Genomic DNA, 16,271 nt, shown 5'->3' on the forward strand with positions numbered 1-16,271 from the left:
GCCGCGCCCGGCTGCGCCGCGCGCTCGCGGGGCGCGGCGCCGACCTGCTGGCCGCCGAGGCGCGCGGCGTCTCGCTGGCCGTGGCGCGCGACCTCGGGTACGGCGAGGTCGACGGCATGTACGCGGCCCTGGCGGCGGGCTCGCTCACTCTGGAGGACCTGCTGGCCCGGTTCTCGCGGGCGTGACTAGGCTGGCGGCGTGAGCGAGGAAGCGCCGTCCGGCGAGGGCCCGTCTCAGGAGGGCCCGTTCGAGACCGGCCCGTTCGGCGAGGGGCCGTTCGAGATCCGCGGCGACGGGCCGCGCATGATCGTGGCCGGGGTGGACGGCTCGGACACCTCGATGCGCGCGGGCGCGTACGCGTGGGGGCTGGCCCGCCGCAACGACGCCCGGCTGCTGCTGGTGCACGTCGCGCCGCTGGCCTCGCTGTCCAGCCTCACCCCGGGCGGCGCCGCCGTCATGCGGGAGGCCGCCGAGGAGACCGCCCGCGAGCTGCGCGAGGAGATCGAGCGGGCCATCGCGCGGAGCCGCCCGCCGGTCCGCTACGAGTTCGTGGTGGAGCAGGGCGACGCGGCCGGCGCGCTGGCCCGGATCGCCGACCGGGTCCGCGCCGACGTCGTGGTCGTGGGCGCGTCCGCGCAGGCCGGGCACCGGCTGGTCGGGTCGGTGGCGGTACGGCTCGTGCGGACCGGCCGCTGGCCCGTGACCGTCGTCCCGTAGGGCCGCCGGCCGGTTCCGGAGCCCCCGGCGGGGAAGATCACCGCCATGGAGGAACCCTTCCTGACCGACGTGCGCTGGACCGGGAGCGTGCTGCGCGTCGAGGGCCGGCTCGGCTCCGCCGGCGGCGCTCCGGGCGAGCCGTCGATCGTGCTGCGCGAGCGCGACGGCGACCGGCGGCTGCGCGTCCCGGCGGCCCGGACCGGCGCGGGCGCGTTCCGCGCGGAGATCGACACCACCGCCGCGGCGGACGGCGCGCCGCTGCCCACCGGCCTGTGGGACCTGGAGCTGGCCGCCGGGGACGCGCCGCCGCTGCCGCTGGGCCGCGAGCACGGCGCCGGGCCGGATCTCGACCCGCAGCGCCGGTTCCGGCCCGACGCCACCGCGGTCACCGCGTACTTCAGCGTGTACGGGCCGCTGGCGATCGACGTGGGCGGCGCGTCCCATCCCGGCGACCCGGTCCGGGCCGACGAGCTGGCCTGGAACGGGCACGACGAGGAGCTGGTGGTCACCGGCCGGCTCGCGCTGGAGTCCCTGGCCCGGCCGCTGTCGGCGACGCTGGCGCTGCGCGAGCGCCGCACCGGCCGGATCTACGAGGTCATCGCCGCCCTCCAGGACGCGCGCGGGCGGGTGGGGTACGCGGCGGCCGTCCCGATGACCCGGGCGTTCGTGGACGATCCGCTGCCGCGCGGCTCCTGGGAGGCGTTCCTCGTCCTCGGCTTCTCCGGAATGCACCGGGAGCTGCGGCTCATGGCACCGGACCGCGCGATCGAGCGGCGGGTGCGGCGGCGGCTCGTCCCGGTGCGGTTCGGGACGACGCGCGCCCCGGAGCCGCTCACGATCACCGTCGGCCGCCGGCGGGCCTAGGGTCTGCGGCGCCGGCGGGTCCTGGACCTGCGCACGCAGGCGGGCGCGACCGCCGCCAGCAGGCCGACCAGGGTCGTCCCGCCGAACAGGTTGAGCCCGGCGGTCGCCAGCGCGGCCGCGGCGGGCACCCGCAGCGTCAGCGGCAGCAGCGTCACCAGCGCGACCGCCGCGCCGCCGATCCACACGAACGCCCGCACCGGCCGCTCGGCGACCCCGATCAGCAGGTGCAGCAGCGCCGTGGCCTGGAGCGCCGCGGTGATCGCGCACAGCGAGTAGGCGAGCGCGGCCGGCTCCGCGCCGACGTCGCGCCCGATGAACACCGGCACCTGGACGTCCAGCATGCCGCGGACCAGTCCCACGCCTCCGAACATCAGCGCGGCCACGATCGTCGCCGCCCCCAGCCCGCACAGCCAGAGCCGCCGCGCGTACACGCCCGGCCTGGCCGAGATCTCCTCGTGCAGGCGGACGAACTCCTCGTACTGGGACAGCGGCGCCACGGCGGGGCCGCGCAGCGACGCGCGGCACCGGAACGACCGTTCCAGCGGCCGCCGCCGCGCCCGCGATCCGCGTGCCTGGCCGCGCCGGCGAGGATCGTGGAAGAACGACTCGAACGGCGTCTCCCCCATACGGGACTGCTACCCGGTCCCGTTGGGGGGACTCCACGCCGGTTCTGATGTTTGTGGACTTTTTGTCACGCTAGGGCGAGGTCCGCGCCTCCGGCCGGTTCGCCCGCGTACGCCTCGTTCACCGCGCTCAGCGCCCACCGCATGCGCGGCAGGTAGACCTCCGGATGATCACCGGCCTCCTGCGCCACCAGCGCCAGGCAGTCCCCGGCACCGGCCGCCAGCGCGGCCTCCACCACGACCCTGACCTGCTGGGACGTGGGCCGTCCCGATTCCTGAAGCCGCGAGGCGAACAGCGCCCTGGCACGATCGGGCACGGTCAGTGCGTCCGTCGTCGCGTCCGTCATCGCGACGCCTCCCTCCGGGCGGGGAACCACCGCGGGCGGCGGCCGCTGCCCCCGTTCCCGCCCTACCGTCCACCATCTTCCCGGGAACGCTCCACGCATATCCGGGAATTCACGGACAAGTGGGACACCGTCCGGCAACGGCCAGGGCACCCCTGGGTAACGTGGCGGGACCGACGACCCCGGGAGTGACGATGGAGACCACGGAACGCGAGTTCACCGTGGACGAGGCGCGCGCGCTGATCCCCGAGGTGCGGGCCCGCGCCGCGGAGATCGTCCGGCAGCGTGCCGACCTCGCCGAACTGACCCTCGACCTGCGCGTCCACGGCGCCTCCGGCCGCGGCGGCATCCCGGAGGTCAAGGCCGCCGAGGCCCGCCTGGACGAGGAGATCGCCTGGTTCACCGGGCAGGGCATCGAGGTCAAGAACATCTCCCCGGTCCTGATCGACTTCCCCGCCGTGCTGGACGGCCGCTCGGTGCGGCTCTGCTGGCTGGAAGGCGACACCGAGCTCGCCTGGTACCACCGCACCGACCTCGGCTTCGCCGGCCGCCGCCCCCTCCCCTAGGCATGGAACAGGGGACCCCGGAAGCGCCCGCTCCGGGATCCCCTGAGTCCTGCCGGATCAGACCTGGCCGGCGGCCTCCAGCGCCTCGCAGCAGGTGCCGGTGATCAGGCGGGCGACCACGTACGGGTCGACGTTCGCGTTCGGGCGGCGGTCCTCGATGTAGCCCTTCTTGTCCACCTCGACCTGCCACGGGATCCGCACCGACGCGCCGCGGTCGGACACGCCGTAGCTGAACTCGCTCCACGGCGCCGTCTCGTGCATGCCGGTCAGGCGGCGCTCGATGTCGGCGCCGTACCCCTGCACGTGCTCCTGCGCCTTCTTCGCGAGCGCCTCGCAGGCGGTGATGATCGCGTCGTAGCCCTCGCGCATGGCCTTGGTGGAGAAGTTGGTGTGCGCGCCGGCGCCGTTCCAGTCGCCCTCGACCGGCTTGGGGTCGAGGGTGGCGGACACGTCGAACTCCTCGGCGATCCGGTACAGCAGCCAGCGGGCCACCCACATGTGGTCGCCGACCTCCAGCGACCCGGCCGGGCCGATCTGGAACTCCCACTGCCCCGGCATGACCTCGGCGTTGATGCCGGAGATCTTCAGCCCGGCGGCCAGGCAGGCGTCCATGTGCCGCTCGACGATCTCGCGCCCGAACACCTCGTCGGCGCCCACGCCGCAGTAGTAGAAGCCCTGCGGCGCCGGGTAGCCGCGCTCGGGGAAGCCCAGCGGGCGGCCGTCCTTGAAGAACGTGTACTCCTGCTCGATGCCGTACCAGGACTCCTGCGCCGCGTACTTCTCGGCGATCGGACGCAGCTGCGCCCGCGTGTTGGTCGGGTGCGGCGTGCCGTCCACGAGGAAGACCTCGCACAGCACCAGCTTGTTGTCACCGCCGCGGATCGGGTCCGGGCAGCTGAACACCGGCTTGAGCACGCAGTCCGAGTTGTCACCCGGCGCCTGGTTGGTGCTGGAGCCGTCGAAACCCCAGTCCGGCAGCTCGGCGCCGTCGGCAAGGATCCTGGTCTTGGAACGGAGCCGGGCGGTGGGCTCGGTGCCGTCGATCCAGATGTACTCGGCCTTGTAGCTCAACGTCGGGTCCCCTTCGCTCCATGTTTCGGGCCATGACGAGGTTGACAATCCGCCATTTCGGACCTGTTGCCCATATGTGAACGCCGTGTTAAATGCCCCCTGAGCTGCCCGAACACACATGAGAGCCCGCTCACATCACCCGATAACGGACCACCGTACCCGTCATCCGCTCCAGGTCAGCGTGGCCGCGATCGGGTAGTGGTCCGACATCATCGCGCCGCCGTCCGTACGGAACCGCGCGTTCTCGTTGGAGTAGCCCGACAGCCGCAGCGCGACCCGGTCGCTCCCCCTGAAAAGGATCTTGTCGACGACCTCGCAGGCATCCGTGACCGCCGCGTCATCGCAGGTCAGCGCCGGACTTCCAGCCGCCGGCGGCACCCCGCCCCGTTCCGCCTCCACCCAGGCGTCGGTCAGCCCGGCCGCGCTCACCAGCTCGCGGATGTTGTCCCCCGCTCGCGTGTACCGCGTGTTGGCGTCACCCATCACGATCACCGCATTCCCCGCCGAATTGGCCGCGATGTACGCCGCCAGCTGCGTGATGTTGTCCCGCCGCGCCGCGAGGTCGGCACTGGTCGTCCCCGCGTTGGCGTGCAGGTTGTAGAGATCGACCGAAACACCCTCCGCCAGGCGGATCCGCTTGAACGTGAACCCCTTCGGCGTCAGGCAGTCGAACCCGTTGCACCGGTTCCACCTGATCCGCCGCAGGTCGCCGTACGGATGATCGGACATCGTGTTGAGCCCGCTCCCGAACAGCACGCCCCCGCTCGTCGGCGTCCGGTACGGATGGCGGTCGGTGCTGTAGAGATCGGCGTGGTAGTTGAAGTCCTCCTGCACGTTGACGACGCCGTACGCGTTGACCCGCTCACCGATGGGCTTGGTGTTGTTCGCGGGGTCCCCACCGGAGATCGGCTCGGGCAGCCCCGCCACGTTGTACGTCAGCAGCGACAACGTCCCCCCGACCTCCGCCCGCGCGGGAACCGCCAGGCTCCCGGCCATGACCACCGCCGCCAGTACGAGAGAGATCCGCATGCCCGTCCTTCCGCCGACCTCCTCGCAATCTCCACCGTCCACCCCACCAAGAAAAGACCAAAAACTAACAAATCAGGCACCCGACTGAGGCCAGGCGGCCAACAAGATCGGCATCGCCCACCACGACCCCGGCTCCGCCACCCCTGCCGACCCGGCACGTACCCTCAGGGAATGGAATTCCCTCCGTTCGGCGTGCTCCTGGAACGGCTGCTCGACCATCGAGGATCGGACACGGCCTCCCTCGCACAGGCCGCCGGCGTCCCCGAATCCGAACTGGGAAATGTCATCGCGGGCCTCCGCCCAAGCCCCGAACTGCTCAGGGCACTGGCTCCGGCACTGGACCTGCACGCGGCGGACCTGTTCGTGCTGGCCGCCCAACGGGTGCCGGACGACCTGACCCCCTTGGACGGGTCCTTCTACTGCAGGCGGTACCTCGACCACTTGATGAGCGACACGAACTGCCTTCCGGCGGACCAGCGCGCCGAACTGCGCCGACTGGCGCAGGAAATGCCACAGGAACCCCGCCGCCGACCGTACGTGCCCTGGAAATGGTACGACCCGCATAAGGCAGGCCTCGGAGCCCTGGTCGGGAACCTCCTGTTCGCGAACCGGAATCTCAGCGGCAGCGAAGCGGCACCGATTCTGGCGTTCCTCTCACCGGGCCGCAGGTACGTGTCCTCGACCACGGTCGTGATGGTCGGAACGGGCCACCTCGAACTTACCCCCGACTGGCTGGCCGACCTGTCCGCCCTGATCGACATCCCCGCCGGCGATCTCGCCGCGATCACCGGCATCCCCCTACCGGACGGCTCTCTCCCCGAGGACCCCGCCGCCGCCGACGCGGCCGCCCTGCTCTGGGACGTCCGGCGCCTGTCCGCCGAGCAACTGTGGAAGGTCTGCGTCCGAGCGGAGGAAATGCGCTACGCCCAACCCGAAGACGCACTCGCCGGAAAAGCCCGCTACACAGGCCCCTACCGAGTCTCCCGCAACCCGCCGCTGAACCCGGATTCCTGACCTCGGCCGGCAATACTTCGGGAGCCCGCTCCTGGTAGGAAGCGGGGCCGTTCGCGTAAAGCGGGCACAACGAACGGGAGGCCGTCATGCTCCGCGCGCCTCCGCAGAGCCAGCCCGTCGTTGAAGACGGTGCGCGCGCATCCGAAGGCCCGGGCGAGCATGTCCCGCTGCTCGGCAGTGGGATACAGGCGGTAGTTGTATCGCAACCACACGTGACGAAAGTAGCAGGGGCCATTCGGCGATGCGGGCGAAATCCGAAGTCGGGAGGGACACCCGCAGCGGGAAGGGTCGGGGTGGGCGCAGCAAGGATCGAACTTGCGACCCCTCCGTTGTAAGCGGAGTGCTCTTCCACTGAGCTATGCGCCCCGGTCCACGCGAAGTGGCCCCGGTAAGCGTATCGGGTCCGGGCGGGTTACCGCGAAACGGTTTCCGGGGCGAGGTGGGGCGGAGCGGGGGGTTGGTTTGGGTGGTGGTTAGCTTAGGGTCGCCTAAGTTCTGGTGCCGTCCGGGAGGTTTGATGATCACGGGGCCGCCGCGGGTGCCACGTCCTGGTCCGGCCGAACGGGCGCGGAGTGCGCTCGTCGAGGCTCTGGAGAGGGACGTGCGGGACGGGCTGGCGGGGGCCGAGGAGGGGTTCTGGGGGGAGGTCGAGGAGCGGGGGACGCCGCTGGTCGAGCCGATCCCGGGCGACCCGGGCCATCTGGCCGTCACGTTCCTGTGGCGGGGTACGGGTGCGACGCGGCGGGTGCTCGCGCTGGTCAATCGCCTCATGGATCCGCTCGACCTGGGCGGCAGCCTGATGCGGCGCGTGCCGGGGACCCGCGTCTGGTCGATCACGTACCGGATGGCGCCCGATCATGCCGGCTCGTACCGGCTGGCCTCGGGTGAAGCGGAGGATCTCCGGGAGGTCGCCGCGCGGGCGGGGCATGATCCGTTGAACGGGCGTACGATCCCGGTCCGCTGGGGTGAGGGCCGGGCGTCGGTCTTCGAACTTCCCGGTGCGCCGGTGCCGCCGTGGCGTCCTTGGAACGGGCCACAGGCCGGTGTCCCCGAGGGCGCGGTCACGCGGGAGCGGATCCGCAGCGCTGCCCTAGGTGATGAGCGCGACGTCTGGGTCTACCTGCCGCCGGGGCCGCGGAACGGGCCGCTCGACACGCTCGTCCTGCTGGACGGCGACATGTGGTTCGGCAAGTTCGGCGTGCGGGCGCTGTTCGACCGGCTCGTCGCGGACGGGACGGTCCCGCCGCTCGCGGTCATCGCTCCGCACGCGGTGAGCAACGCGGTGAGGATGGCCGAGTACGGCGGGAACCCCGCGCACGCCGAATATCTAGCGGACGAGCTGCTCCCATGGGCGCGCGGGCGCCTGCCGCTCACGGCCGACCCGGCGCGCACCGTGATCGCCGGGGAGAGCCTCGGCGGGCTGACGGCGCTGCATCTCGGCCTGGCGGCGCCCGGCGCGTTCGGGAAGGTCCTCGCGCAGTCCGCGTCGCTGTGGTGGCACCCGGACGGCGACCGGGACGCCGATCCCTGGATCACCGCCCGGTACGCCGCCGCGCCGCGCCGCGGCCTGCGCCTGCATGTGCGGGTCGGGCGGCACGAGTGGGCCGTGGTGGACGGGCACAGGGATCTGGACCGCACGCTGCGCGCCAAGGGGTATCCCGTCGCGTACAGCGAGTACAACGGCGGCCACGACTACGTGTGCTGGGCCGATGGCCTGGCCGCCGGCCTCGCCGATCTGCTCGGCGGCGCCCGTGAAGGCCGTCCGGGTTAGGCGTCGGGGCCGTCCTGTTCGGCGAGGAAGCGTTCGAACTGGGCGCCGAGCTCGTCGGCGGTGGGCATGTCCTGGGACTCGGCGAGGAGGCTGTCGCGTTCCGCGGCGCCCGCGAACGCGTCGTACTGCTGCTCCAGCGCCTGCACGACCTTCTCGACCTCGTCGTTCCCGGCGACCTGCTCGGCGATGTCGGCGTCGGTCTTGGCGGCGGCCTCGCGGAGCGCGTCGGTGGGGAGGACCAGGCCGGTCGCCGTGATGACGGCCTCCAGGGCGGCCAGGGCGGCGGCCGGGTAGGCGGACTGGGAGAGGTAGTGCGGGACGTGCACGGCGAAGCCGAGCGCGTCGTGGCCCGCCTCGCCCAGCCGGTACTCCAGCAGGCCGGCGGCGCTGCCGGGGACCTGGACCTTGTCGAACCAGGACGTCTTGGTGATCAGCTCGGGGCGGGTGGCGTGCGAGGTCAGCCCGACCGGCCGGGTGTGCGGCACGCCCATCGGGATGCCGTGGAAGCCGACCACGAGGCTGACGCCCAGCCGCTTGACCAGGTCCTGGACGGCGGCGACGAAGCCCTCCCAGAGGCGGTCGGGCTCGGGGCCGGTCAGGAAGAGGAACGGGCTGCCGACCTCGTCCTTGACCAGGTGGACGGCCAGTTCGGGGGCGTCGTAGGACGCCCAGTGGTCGCGGTCGTAGGTCATCAGCGGCCGCCGGGCCCGGTAGTCGATCAGCGAGTCGACGTCGAAGCGCGCCACGACGCGGTGGTCCAGGTGCTCGAGGAGGTGGTCGCGGACCAGCTGGCCGGTGGAGCCGGCGTCCACGAAGCCGTCGAGGCTGTGCAGCAGCACCGGCCCCGCCATCTCCGGGAGCCCGGCGTCCAGCTCGTACAGATCCTCAGGGTTCAGCACCGTCTCCCCCACATCTTCATCGGACAGTCTCCAGATTAAAGCCTGAGATCCGCCGTCCGATTCCTGCGGGGCGCTATCCGGCGAAGACGCGGCTCCCCCGGAAGTCCTCCGGCCGCAGGGTCGTGAGGTCCTCCAGGCCGACCTCGCCGGCCGCGGCGACCAGCCGGCTCGCGTGCCGCAGCCGGGCGCGTTCGATGCCGTTCCGTACGGAGCGGGCGTTGGCGAAGCGGGGCTGCGCGCGGCGCCGTTCCAGGTAGTCGCGGAAGACGGGCTCGGTCTCGGGGGCCAGCCGGTAGCCCTCGCGGGACATCATCAGGTGGCCGATCTCCTCCAGTTCCCCGGGCTCGTAGTCGGGGAAGTCGATGTGGTGGGCGATGCGGGAGCTCATGCCGGGATTGGAGGAGAAGAACGCGTCCATCCGGTCCTTGTAGCCGGCGAGGACGACGACCAGGTCGTCGCGCCGGTTCTCCATGACCTGGAGGAGGATCTCGATGGCCTCCTGGCCGTAGTCGCGCTCGTTCTCGGCCCGGTACAGGTAGTAGGCCTCGTCGATGAACAGCACGCCGCCCATCGCGCGTTTCAGGACCTCCTTGGTCTTGGGGGCGGTGTGGCCGACGTACTGGCCGACGAGGTCGTCGCGGGTGACGGAGACCAGGTGGCCCTGGCGGATGTAGCCGAGGCGGTGCAGGAGTTCGGCGAGCCGGGTCGCGACGGTCGTCTTGCCGGTGCCGGGGCTGCCGGTGAAGCACATGTGCAGGCTGGGGCGGCCGGAGTCGATGCCGTAGCGGGCGCGGACGCGGTCGACGAGGAGCAGGGCGGCGATCTCCCGGATGCGGGTCTTGACGGGGGCGAGCCCGACGAGTTCGGCGTCCAGGGCGTCCAGGACCTCGTCGGCGTGCGAGTCGGCGCGCTCGCGGGCCAGGTCGACGCGGGCGTGCGGCGGCAGCGGCGGGGGCTCGTCGGGCAGCGGTTCCCCGGTGCCGAAGGGGGGGTTCGGGGACTGCACCGGGGAACCGCCGTTCTGGGACGGCCGCATGCCGAAACCGGGCCGGTCGTTCGTTCGCTCGGTCATGGGTAGCGCTCGCCCTGGGGCCGGTCGAGGGCGTACGGGTGGATCCGGACCCGGACGCGGCGGTCCGAGGTCTCCTCCCGCTCCAGCCGGAATCCGGGCTCGGCGGCCGGGCGCTGGACGATGAACGACAGGGCCGTGGTCTGGCGGCCGTAGCGCGCGTCGTAGGCGTTGAGGCGCACGTAGTGGCCGGGGTACGCCCTGCGGCACTCGTTGAGCTCGTACAGGACGCCGGCGGGGTCGGCGAGGTCGAACATCGGCAGTCCCCACATCTCCCAGTACGAGTTGCGCGGGTGCGGGTCGTCGGTGAACTCGACCGAGCACGGCCAGCCCTGCCGCAGCGCGTACGCGATCTGTGCCGTGATCTCCTCGTCGGTGAGGTCGGGCAGGTACGAGAAGGTGCCTTGGGTGATCCGCATCAGACGCTCACAGGGGTCTCGACGACGTCGGGGGTGTCGGTGGACTCGTAGGTGAAGGTGATGTCGCCCCAGGTGGAGAGGGCGACGTCCAGTTCGCGGCTGTGCTTGGCGGCCGTCCGCAGGATGTCGGGGCCCTCGGCCAGGTAGTCGCGGCCCTCGTTCCGCGCCTTGATCATCGCCTCGAGCGCGACCCGGTTGGCGGCGGCGCCGGCGGCGATGCCCATCGGGTGGCCGATGGTGCCGCCGCCGAACTGGAGGATGACGTCCTCGTCCAGGTAGTGCAGGAGCTGGTGCATCTGCCCGGCGTGGATGCCGCCGGACGCGACCGGCATGCAGCCGGGCAGGGACGCCCATTCCTGGTCGAAGTACAGGCCCTTGACGGGGTCGGCGGCGGTGCGGTCCTGGCGCAGGGTGTCGTAGTAGCCGGCGACGCTGTTGGGGTCGCCTTCCAGCTTGCCGACGACGGTCCCGGCGTGGATGTGGTCGACGCCCGCCAGCCGCATCCATTTGGCGATCACGCGGAAGTTGACGCCGTGGTTCTTCTGCCGGGTGTACGTGGAGTGCCCGGCGCGGTGCAGGTGCAGCAGGACGCCGTTGCGCCGCGCCCACAGCGCCATCGACTGGATGGCGGTGTAGCCGACGGTCAGGTCGATCATGACGATGACGCTGCCGATCTCCCGGGCGAACTCGGCGCGCTCGTACATCGCCTCCATCGTCCCGGCGGTGACGTTGAGGTAGTGGCCCTTGACCTCGCCGGTGGCGGCCTGCGCCTTGTTGACGCCCTCCATGCAGTAGAGGAAGCGGTCGCGCCAGCGCATGAACGGCTGGGAGTTGATGTTCTCGTCGTCCTTGGTGAAGTCGAGGCCGCCGCGCAGCGCCTCGTACACGACGCGGCCGTAGTTGCGGGCGGACAGCCCGAGCTTGGGCTTCACCGTGGCGCCGAGGAGGGGGCGGCCGAACTTGCCGAGGTACTCGCGCTCCATGACGATGCCGTGCGCCGGCCCCTGGAACGTCTTCACGTAGTGGGTGGGAATCCGCATGTCCTCCAGCCGCAGCGCCTTGAGGGCCTTGAAGCCGAAGACGTTGCCGATGATGGAGGAGGTCAGGTTCGCGATCGACCCTTCCTCGAAGAGGTCCAGGTCGTAGGCGATGTAGGCGATGAACTGCCCTTCGGAGCCCGGGACCGGCTCCACCCGGTAGCACTTGGCCTGGTAGTTCTCGTACGCGGTGAGCCGGTCGGTCCACACGACGGTCCAGGTGGCGGTGGACGACTCGCCGGCCACGGCCGCGCCCGCCTCCTCCGGCGGGACGCCCGGCTGCGGGGTGATCCGGAAGGCGGCCAGGATGTCGCTGTCCTTCGGCTGGTAGTCCGGGCGCCAGTAGCCCATCTCCGCGTACGGGATCACGCCCGCCGACCAACGGCCACCGCTCATCGGTTTCCTCCTCCGTGGGGTTGCCTTGAGCCTGCCGCCGCGATACTTGCCTTGTCCATCAAGTGTTCCGGGCGGACGATCAACCGATCGCTCAAGTGAGAGGCGGGACGGCGGCATGACCGAGGCGCGGCTGCGGACGTTCGTGGCGCTGGCGGACACGGGTTCGGTGCGGGAGGCGGCGCGGCGCCTGTACGTGACCGAGTCGGCGGTGTCGGCGGCGGTCGCGGCGCTGGCCCGCGAGCTGGGCGTGCCGCTGGTGGAGCGGGCCGGGCGCGGGCTGGCGCTGACGCCGGCCGGGTCGGTGTACGCCGCGTACGCCCGGCGGGTACTCGGGCTGCTGGAGCAGGGCCGGGCGGCGGCGCGCGGCGCGGCCGACCCGGCGCGCGGGCCGCTGCGGCTGGCGGCCGTCACCACGGCCGCCGACCAGGTGCTGCCGGGGCTGCTGGCGGGCTTCCGGGCCCGGTTCCCGGAGGTGGAGCTGGCGCTGGAGGTCGGCCCGAGCCGCCGCGTGTGGGCGAGCCTGGCCGCGCACGAGGCCGATCTCGTCCTGGCCGGCCGGCCGCCCGCCGGGACCGCGGCGACGGTGCTCGCGCGCCGCCCGAACGAGCTGGTCGTCGTGGGCACCCCGGAGCTGGCGGGCGCGTTCTCGCTCACCGCGACGCCGTGGGTGATGCGCGAGCCGGGTTCGGGCGTGCGCGCGACCGCCGAGGCCTACCTGGCGGAGCGGGACGTGGCCCCGCCGCGCCTGGTGCTCGGCTCCAACGGCGCGGTGATCGCGGGCGCGGCGGCCGGGCTGGGCGTGGCGCTGGTCTCCCGGGACGCGGTCGGCGCCGAGCTGGCGGCCGGCCGGCTGGTGGTGGTGGACGCGCCCGGGATGCCGCTGGACCGCCCCTGGCACGCGGTCGCCGGCACGGCCCCCACGCCGACGACGCGCCTGTTCGTCGGCCATCTGCTCGGCGCCCCCGGCTGGACCGCCGCGAGCCCCGCCTAGCCGCCGTCGCCGCCCGCGGCGGCCAGCCACAGGGCGATCGACAGCAGCGCCAGGCTGGCGGCGACCATGGCCAGGCCCGTCCGGCTCCAGCCGTCCCGGGCCGGGAGGCCCGCCGCCCCCAGGACCAGCAGGGCGGCGACGTCCATCGACAGGGCCAGCGCGATCACCGTCCCATCGTAGGCAGGCCGCGGCGCTTCGCGAACGGGCCCGCCGCCCGAGTAGCGTTCGGTGCGGGACCGTACCGAACGCCTCCGGGAAGGGCAGCCATGACCGCCGACCGCTCGTACGACATCGTCCTTTTCGGCGCCACCGGGTTCACCGGCGGGCTCACCGCCGAGTACCTGGCCCAGCGCGCCGGGGAAGGCACCCGCTGGGCGCTGGCCGGCCGCAACCAGGCCAGGCTGGAGGCGGTGCGCGAGCGGCTCGCCCAGGTCGAGCCCGCCTGCAAGGACCTGCCGCTGCTGCACGCCGACAGCACCGACCCCGCCTCGCTGGAGGAGATCGCCCGCGCCGCCCGCGTCGTGATCACCACGGTCGGCCCGTACGCGCGGTACGGCGAGCCGCTGGTCGCCGCGTGCGCCCGGAACGGCACCGACTACGTCGACCTGACCGGCGAGCCGACGTTCGTCGACCGGATGTACGTGAAGTACCACGACGAGGCCGCGCGCAGCGGCGCCCGGATCGTGCACGCCTGCGGGTTCGACTCCATCCCGTACGACCTGGGCGCGTACTACACCGTCCAGCGGCTGCCGGAGGGCGTCCCGCTGCACGTGGAGGCGTTCCTGCGGGCGTCCGCGCAGTTCTCCGGCGGGACGCTGCACTCGGCGCTGGACATCTTCGCGGACCCGGCCGGGATGGTGCGCGCCGAGCGGGAGCGGCGCGCGGCCGAGCCGCGCCCGGCGGACCGGCGGGTCCGGATCTCGCGGCGGCCCGTCCCGCGGACCCGCGTCGCCGGCGGCTACCTGCTGCCGATGCCGACGCTGGACCCGCAGATCGTGGAGCGTTCGGCGATGGCGCTCGACCGGTACGGGCCGGACTTCTCGTACGGCGAGTACCTCGCGGTCCGGCACCTGCCCGCCGCGCTGGGCATCGCCGCGGGCGCGGCCGCGCTGCTGCCGCTGACGCAGCTGCCGCCCGCCCGGTCGCTGCTGATGCGGCTGGGCACGCCCGGCGAGGGCCCGTCGGCGGAGCGGCGCGCGCGGAGCTGGTTCAGCGTGAAGTTCGCCGGCGAGGGCGGCGGCGAGAAGGTCGTCACCGAGGTCAGGGGCGGCGACCCCGGCTACACCGAGACGGCCAAGATGCTGGCGGAGTCGGCGCTGTGCCTGGCGCACGACGATCTGCCGCCGACCGCCGGGCAGGTCACCACGGCGGTGGCCATGGGGAACGCGCTCATCGAGCGGCTCGACCGCGCCGGGATCACGTTCCGCACGCTGCGCGGCTGAGGCGGGCTAGGCGCCCGGGACGGGGATCACGGCCTCGACGGTGGTGCCGGCGCCGAGCCTGCTGGTGACGGTGAACCGGCCGCCCAGCAGCTCGGCGCGCTCGGCCATGCCGCGCAGGCCGTACGACTCGGCGCGGCGGCCCGGCCGGTCGTGGCCCGCCGGGGCCAGCACGTCCGGGAGCGAGAACCCGACGCCGTCGTCGCGCACCCGGAGCCTGACCCGGTCGCGGTCGTGCTCCAGCAGCAGGTCCACGTACGAGGCCGACGCGTGCCGCAGGCAGTTGCCGACGGCCTCCTGCGCGATGCGGTAGAGCGCCGTCTGGACGTGGTCGGGCAGCGCGTCCTCCAGCTCGCCGGACACGGCCACGGTCACCTCCAGCCCGGAGCGGGCCGAAGTGGGCGAAGTCGAGGTGGGAGAGGAAGCGGCCCCGCACGGGGTGCCGCCGGCCTCGCGGGCGAGCGTGGCCAGCGCCGCCGACAGGCCCAGGTCGTCCAGTACGGGCGGCCGCAGCCCGCCGATCGCGGCGCGGGTCTCGGCCGCGGCGAGCTCGCAGAGCCCGCGCGCGTGCCGGATCTGCTCGCGCGCCTCGGGATGGTGGGCGGGGACCGCGCTCTCGGCCGCCGACAGGTGGAAGCCCAGCCCGGCCAGCCGCTGCGCGATGCCGTCGTGGATCTCGCGGCTGAGCCGCGACCGCTCGGCCTCCTGCACCTCGACGGCGCGTTCGGCGAACCGCTCGGCCGCGCGCTCGCGCTCCTCGGCGGCCCGCAGCCGGCGGCACGAGCAGAGGACCGGCGCGAACAGCTCGGCCAGCGCGGTCACCAGCAGGACGTCCTCGGGCGCGCAGCGGCCCGCCGACCGGGCGTCCAGGACCGCGATGGTCGTCCGGCCGCTGTGCATGGGCACGGCCACGCCGCGGCCGTCGGCGTGCTCGCGGGGGCGGCCGTGCGCGGCCACCCATCCGGCGTCGCCCTCCCCCAGCGGTACGGGCGGCCCGGTCCCGGAGCGGCGCAGCGCCCGCTCGTCGTCGTCCAGCAGGTAGACGTCGCAGAACGCGATCTCCCGCGCGGACCGCACGACGAGCCCGGCCAGCTCGTCGGCCATCTCCGCCAGGGTCCGGTCGGAGCAGGCGACGGCGACGATCCGTACGAGCAGGTCGCGGCCGTGCGCGGCCAGCGGTTCCAGCGCGGCGGGCGGCCCCGGCCGGGACGGCGCGGCCGTCACCGGAACAGTCCTTCGCGCAGCGCCACCGCGATCGCCGCGGACCGGTCGGTGACCTCCAGCTTGCGGTAGAGCGCCCGCAGATGGCTCTTCACGGTCTCCTCGCCGACCACGAGCCGGGCCGCGATGGCCTTGTTCGAGAGCCCGCCGACCAGCAGCGACAGCACCTCGCTCTCGCGCTGCGTGAGGCCCCGGTTGGCGCCCGGCCAGAACTCGCCGCGGGTGAGCCGGGCGGCGGTGACCGCCATCCGCCCGGCCAGGGTCGGATCGACGACCGTCTCCCCCTGCGTGACCTCCTCCAGCCGCCGCACCAGCTCGGCCCCGTCGACCCGCTTGAGCAGGTAGCCGCCGGCGCCGGCGCGCAGGGCCTCGAAGACGTACTGCTCGTCGTCGTACACCGACAGGAACACCACCCGCGACTCCGGCACCCGGGTGGTGATCACCCGGCACAGGTCGAGGCCGCTCTCCGGGCCGAGCCGGACGTCCAGCAGCACCACGTCCGGGCGCAGCGTGGTCACCAGCCGGGTCGCCTCGCCGGACGTCCCGGCCTGGCCCACGACGCGCACGCGCCCCGCGAAACCGGCCAGCATCGCCTGCAGCCCGGCGAGGATCATCTCGTGATCGTCCACCAGGACGACGCGCACAGGGGGGTTCACTCCGGCACGATAACAACCGCAAACTACCGGCCAGTAGCCCCCGCGGGCGCGAAGGTTTCACGCTTTTCACCCGCCATCTCCCCTGATTGGGGGACGCCCCAACCGGAACGCCCGCCTACCGTCTCGGGCGACAACAGAACACCGC

Annotated in this window: 19 protein-coding genes, 1 tRNA gene and 1 pseudogene; 8 read left to right on the forward strand and 13 right to left on the reverse strand. The window is 73.1% G+C overall.

The features are described 5' to 3' along the window. The 3 genes and pseudogenes from AB0881_RS23495 to AB0881_RS23505 all read left to right on the forward strand — a co-directional run. A pseudogene (locus AB0881_RS23495) lies at window positions 1-185 on the forward strand (bifunctional (p)ppGpp synthetase/guanosine-3',5'-bis(diphosphate) 3'-pyrophosphohydrolase); the annotation flags it as partial. A gap of 13 nt (window positions 186-198) precedes the next feature. Then, window positions 199-717 carry a universal stress protein gene (locus AB0881_RS23500; RefSeq protein ID WP_366619866.1) on the forward strand — a complete coding sequence of 173 codons (519 nt, stop codon included), beginning with the start codon at window positions 199-201 and terminating at the stop codon, window positions 715-717. Window positions 718-762: 45 nt separating this feature from the next. After that, a complete protein-coding gene (locus tag AB0881_RS23505; protein WP_366619868.1) occupies window positions 763-1,581 on the forward strand; it encodes a hypothetical protein in 819 nt (272 codons plus the stop codon). Here AB0881_RS23505 and AB0881_RS23510 read toward each other — a convergent pair. After that, window positions 1,578-2,207 (reverse strand): hypothetical protein, encoded by a 630-nt coding sequence (locus AB0881_RS23510; RefSeq protein ID WP_366619870.1) that lies wholly within the window; start codon window positions 2,205-2,207, stop codon window positions 1,578-1,580. The two genes, AB0881_RS23505 and AB0881_RS23510, sit on opposite strands and share 4 nt — an antisense overlap. 65 nt (window positions 2,208-2,272) lie before the next feature. Then, window positions 2,273-2,551, reverse strand: a complete 279-nt coding sequence (locus tag AB0881_RS23515; RefSeq protein WP_366619872.1) for a hypothetical protein — start codon at window positions 2,549-2,551, stop codon at window positions 2,273-2,275. A 191-nt stretch (window positions 2,552-2,742) separates the two neighbouring features. Between AB0881_RS23515 and AB0881_RS23520 the strand changes: the two genes are divergently transcribed. Then, a complete protein-coding gene (locus AB0881_RS23520; RefSeq protein ID WP_366619874.1) occupies window positions 2,743-3,114 on the forward strand; it encodes a DUF2203 domain-containing protein in 372 nt (123 codons plus the stop codon). 57 nt (window positions 3,115-3,171) lie between these two features. Here the strand turns inward: AB0881_RS23520 and glnII are convergent, their stop codons facing one another. Together glnII and AB0881_RS23530 are read right to left on the reverse strand one after the other, a co-directional pair. Further along, the gene (glnII, locus tag AB0881_RS23525; RefSeq protein ID WP_366619876.1) at window positions 3,172-4,185 is read right to left on the reverse strand and encodes a glutamine synthetase; all 1,014 of its coding nucleotides are present in this window, start codon (window positions 4,183-4,185) and stop codon (window positions 3,172-3,174) included. A gap of 162 nt (window positions 4,186-4,347) precedes the next feature. Further along, on the reverse strand, window positions 4,348-5,214 hold the full coding sequence (locus tag AB0881_RS23530; protein WP_366619878.1) for an endonuclease: 867 nt from the start codon (window positions 5,212-5,214) through the stop codon (window positions 4,348-4,350). Window positions 5,215-5,385: 171 nt separating this feature from the next. Here AB0881_RS23530 and AB0881_RS23535 point away from each other — a divergent pair, with 171 nt between their 5' ends. Beyond that, the gene (locus tag AB0881_RS23535; RefSeq protein ID WP_366619880.1) at window positions 5,386-6,228 is read left to right on the forward strand and encodes a helix-turn-helix transcriptional regulator; all 843 of its coding nucleotides are present in this window, start codon (window positions 5,386-5,388) and stop codon (window positions 6,226-6,228) included. On the opposite strand, the gene AB0881_RS23540 is transcribed toward AB0881_RS23535, so the two are convergent. Both AB0881_RS23540 and AB0881_RS23545 read right to left on the reverse strand, forming a co-directional pair. Beyond that, a complete protein-coding gene (locus AB0881_RS23540; RefSeq protein WP_366619882.1) occupies window positions 6,186-6,440 on the reverse strand; it encodes a helix-turn-helix domain-containing protein in 255 nt (84 codons plus the stop codon). The genes AB0881_RS23535 and AB0881_RS23540 overlap by 43 nt on opposite strands. A gap of 82 nt (window positions 6,441-6,522) precedes the next feature. Further along, a tRNA-Val gene (locus tag AB0881_RS23545) sits at window positions 6,523-6,594 on the reverse strand. A gap of 235 nt (window positions 6,595-6,829) precedes the next feature. On the opposite strand from AB0881_RS23545, the gene AB0881_RS23550 reads away from it, so the two are divergent. Further along, the gene (locus AB0881_RS23550; protein WP_366619883.1) at window positions 6,830-7,999 is read left to right on the forward strand and encodes an alpha/beta hydrolase-fold protein; all 1,170 of its coding nucleotides are present in this window, start codon (window positions 6,830-6,832) and stop codon (window positions 7,997-7,999) included. Here AB0881_RS23550 and AB0881_RS23555 read toward each other — a convergent pair. From AB0881_RS23555 to AB0881_RS23570, 4 genes are all read right to left on the reverse strand, one after another. Next, complete coding sequence (locus AB0881_RS23555; protein ID WP_366619885.1) at window positions 7,996-8,898, reverse strand: PAC2 family protein; 903 nt, start codon at window positions 8,896-8,898, stop codon at window positions 7,996-7,998. The two genes, AB0881_RS23550 and AB0881_RS23555, sit on opposite strands and share 4 nt — an antisense overlap. A gap of 73 nt (window positions 8,899-8,971) precedes the next feature. After that, window positions 8,972-9,970 carry a CbbX protein gene (gene cbbX / locus AB0881_RS23560; RefSeq protein WP_366619887.1) on the reverse strand — a complete coding sequence of 333 codons (999 nt, stop codon included), beginning with the start codon at window positions 9,968-9,970 and terminating at the stop codon, window positions 8,972-8,974. Then, a complete protein-coding gene (locus AB0881_RS23565; protein WP_366619889.1) occupies window positions 9,967-10,386 on the reverse strand; it encodes a ribulose bisphosphate carboxylase small subunit in 420 nt (139 codons plus the stop codon). Before AB0881_RS23565 ends, cbbX begins: the two co-directional genes overlap by 4 nt. Then, the gene (locus tag AB0881_RS23570; RefSeq protein ID WP_366619891.1) at window positions 10,386-11,819 is read right to left on the reverse strand and encodes a form I ribulose bisphosphate carboxylase large subunit; all 1,434 of its coding nucleotides are present in this window, start codon (window positions 11,817-11,819) and stop codon (window positions 10,386-10,388) included. The genes AB0881_RS23565 and AB0881_RS23570 overlap by 1 nt, the downstream gene beginning before the upstream one ends. Before the next feature lie 115 nt (window positions 11,820-11,934). Here AB0881_RS23570 and AB0881_RS23575 point away from each other — a divergent pair, with 115 nt between their 5' ends. After that, window positions 11,935-12,810, forward strand: coding sequence for a LysR substrate-binding domain-containing protein (locus AB0881_RS23575; protein WP_366619893.1), 876 nt, complete (start codon window positions 11,935-11,937; stop codon window positions 12,808-12,810). Here the strand turns inward: AB0881_RS23575 and AB0881_RS23580 are convergent. Next, window positions 12,807-12,977 carry a hypothetical protein gene (locus AB0881_RS23580; RefSeq protein ID WP_366619895.1) on the reverse strand — a complete coding sequence of 57 codons (171 nt, stop codon included), beginning with the start codon at window positions 12,975-12,977 and terminating at the stop codon, window positions 12,807-12,809. The genes AB0881_RS23575 and AB0881_RS23580 overlap by 4 nt on opposite strands. Window positions 12,978-13,076: 99 nt before the next feature. Between AB0881_RS23580 and AB0881_RS23585 the strand changes: the two genes are divergently transcribed. After that, window positions 13,077-14,252 (forward strand): saccharopine dehydrogenase NADP-binding domain-containing protein, encoded by a 1,176-nt coding sequence (locus AB0881_RS23585; RefSeq protein ID WP_366619897.1) that lies wholly within the window; start codon window positions 13,077-13,079, stop codon window positions 14,250-14,252. A 6-nt stretch (window positions 14,253-14,258) separates the two neighbouring features. Here AB0881_RS23585 and AB0881_RS23590 read toward each other — a convergent pair whose 3' ends face one another. Both AB0881_RS23590 and AB0881_RS23595 read right to left on the reverse strand, forming a co-directional pair. After that, window positions 14,259-15,473, reverse strand: coding sequence for a GAF domain-containing sensor histidine kinase (locus AB0881_RS23590; RefSeq protein ID WP_366619899.1), 1,215 nt, complete (start codon window positions 15,471-15,473; stop codon window positions 14,259-14,261). Next, complete coding sequence (locus AB0881_RS23595) at window positions 15,470-16,126, reverse strand: response regulator transcription factor (RefSeq protein ID WP_366619901.1); 657 nt, start codon at window positions 16,124-16,126, stop codon at window positions 15,470-15,472. Before AB0881_RS23595 ends, AB0881_RS23590 begins: the two co-directional genes overlap by 4 nt. Window positions 16,127-16,271: the final 145 nt, after the last annotated feature.

Source organism: Spirillospora sp. NPDC029432, assembly GCF_040703975.1.
Taxonomy (GTDB): Bacteria; Actinomycetota; Actinomycetes; order Streptosporangiales; family Streptosporangiaceae; genus Spirillospora.

Excerpts from the sequence above, each read along its gene's own strand:
- AB0881_RS23505 (WP_366619868.1), top strand. The coding sequence starts at position 763 with ATGGAGGAACCCTTCCTGACCGACGTGCGCTGGACCGGGAGCGTGCTG.
- AB0881_RS23510 (WP_366619870.1), bottom strand. The coding sequence starts at position 2,207 with ATGGGGGAGACGCCGTTCGAGTCGTTCTTCCACGATCCTCGCCGGCGC.
- AB0881_RS23515 (WP_366619872.1), bottom strand. The coding sequence starts at position 2,551 with ATGACGGACGCGACGACGGACGCACTGACCGTGCCCGATCGTGCCAGG.
- AB0881_RS23520 (WP_366619874.1), top strand. The coding sequence starts at position 2,743 with ATGGAGACCACGGAACGCGAGTTCACCGTGGACGAGGCGCGCGCGCTG.
- AB0881_RS23530 (WP_366619878.1), bottom strand. The coding sequence starts at position 5,214 with ATGCGGATCTCTCTCGTACTGGCGGCGGTGGTCATGGCCGGGAGCCTG.
- AB0881_RS23535 (WP_366619880.1), top strand. The coding sequence starts at position 5,386 with ATGGAATTCCCTCCGTTCGGCGTGCTCCTGGAACGGCTGCTCGACCAT.
- cbbX (WP_366619887.1), bottom strand. The coding sequence starts at position 9,970 with ATGACCGAGCGAACGAACGACCGGCCCGGTTTCGGCATGCGGCCGTCC.
- AB0881_RS23565 (WP_366619889.1), bottom strand. The coding sequence starts at position 10,386 with ATGCGGATCACCCAAGGCACCTTCTCGTACCTGCCCGACCTCACCGAC.
- AB0881_RS23570 (WP_366619891.1), bottom strand. The coding sequence starts at position 11,819 with ATGAGCGGTGGCCGTTGGTCGGCGGGCGTGATCCCGTACGCGGAGATG.
- AB0881_RS23575 (WP_366619893.1), top strand. The coding sequence starts at position 11,935 with ATGACCGAGGCGCGGCTGCGGACGTTCGTGGCGCTGGCGGACACGGGT.
- AB0881_RS23585 (WP_366619897.1), top strand. The coding sequence starts at position 13,077 with ATGACCGCCGACCGCTCGTACGACATCGTCCTTTTCGGCGCCACCGGG.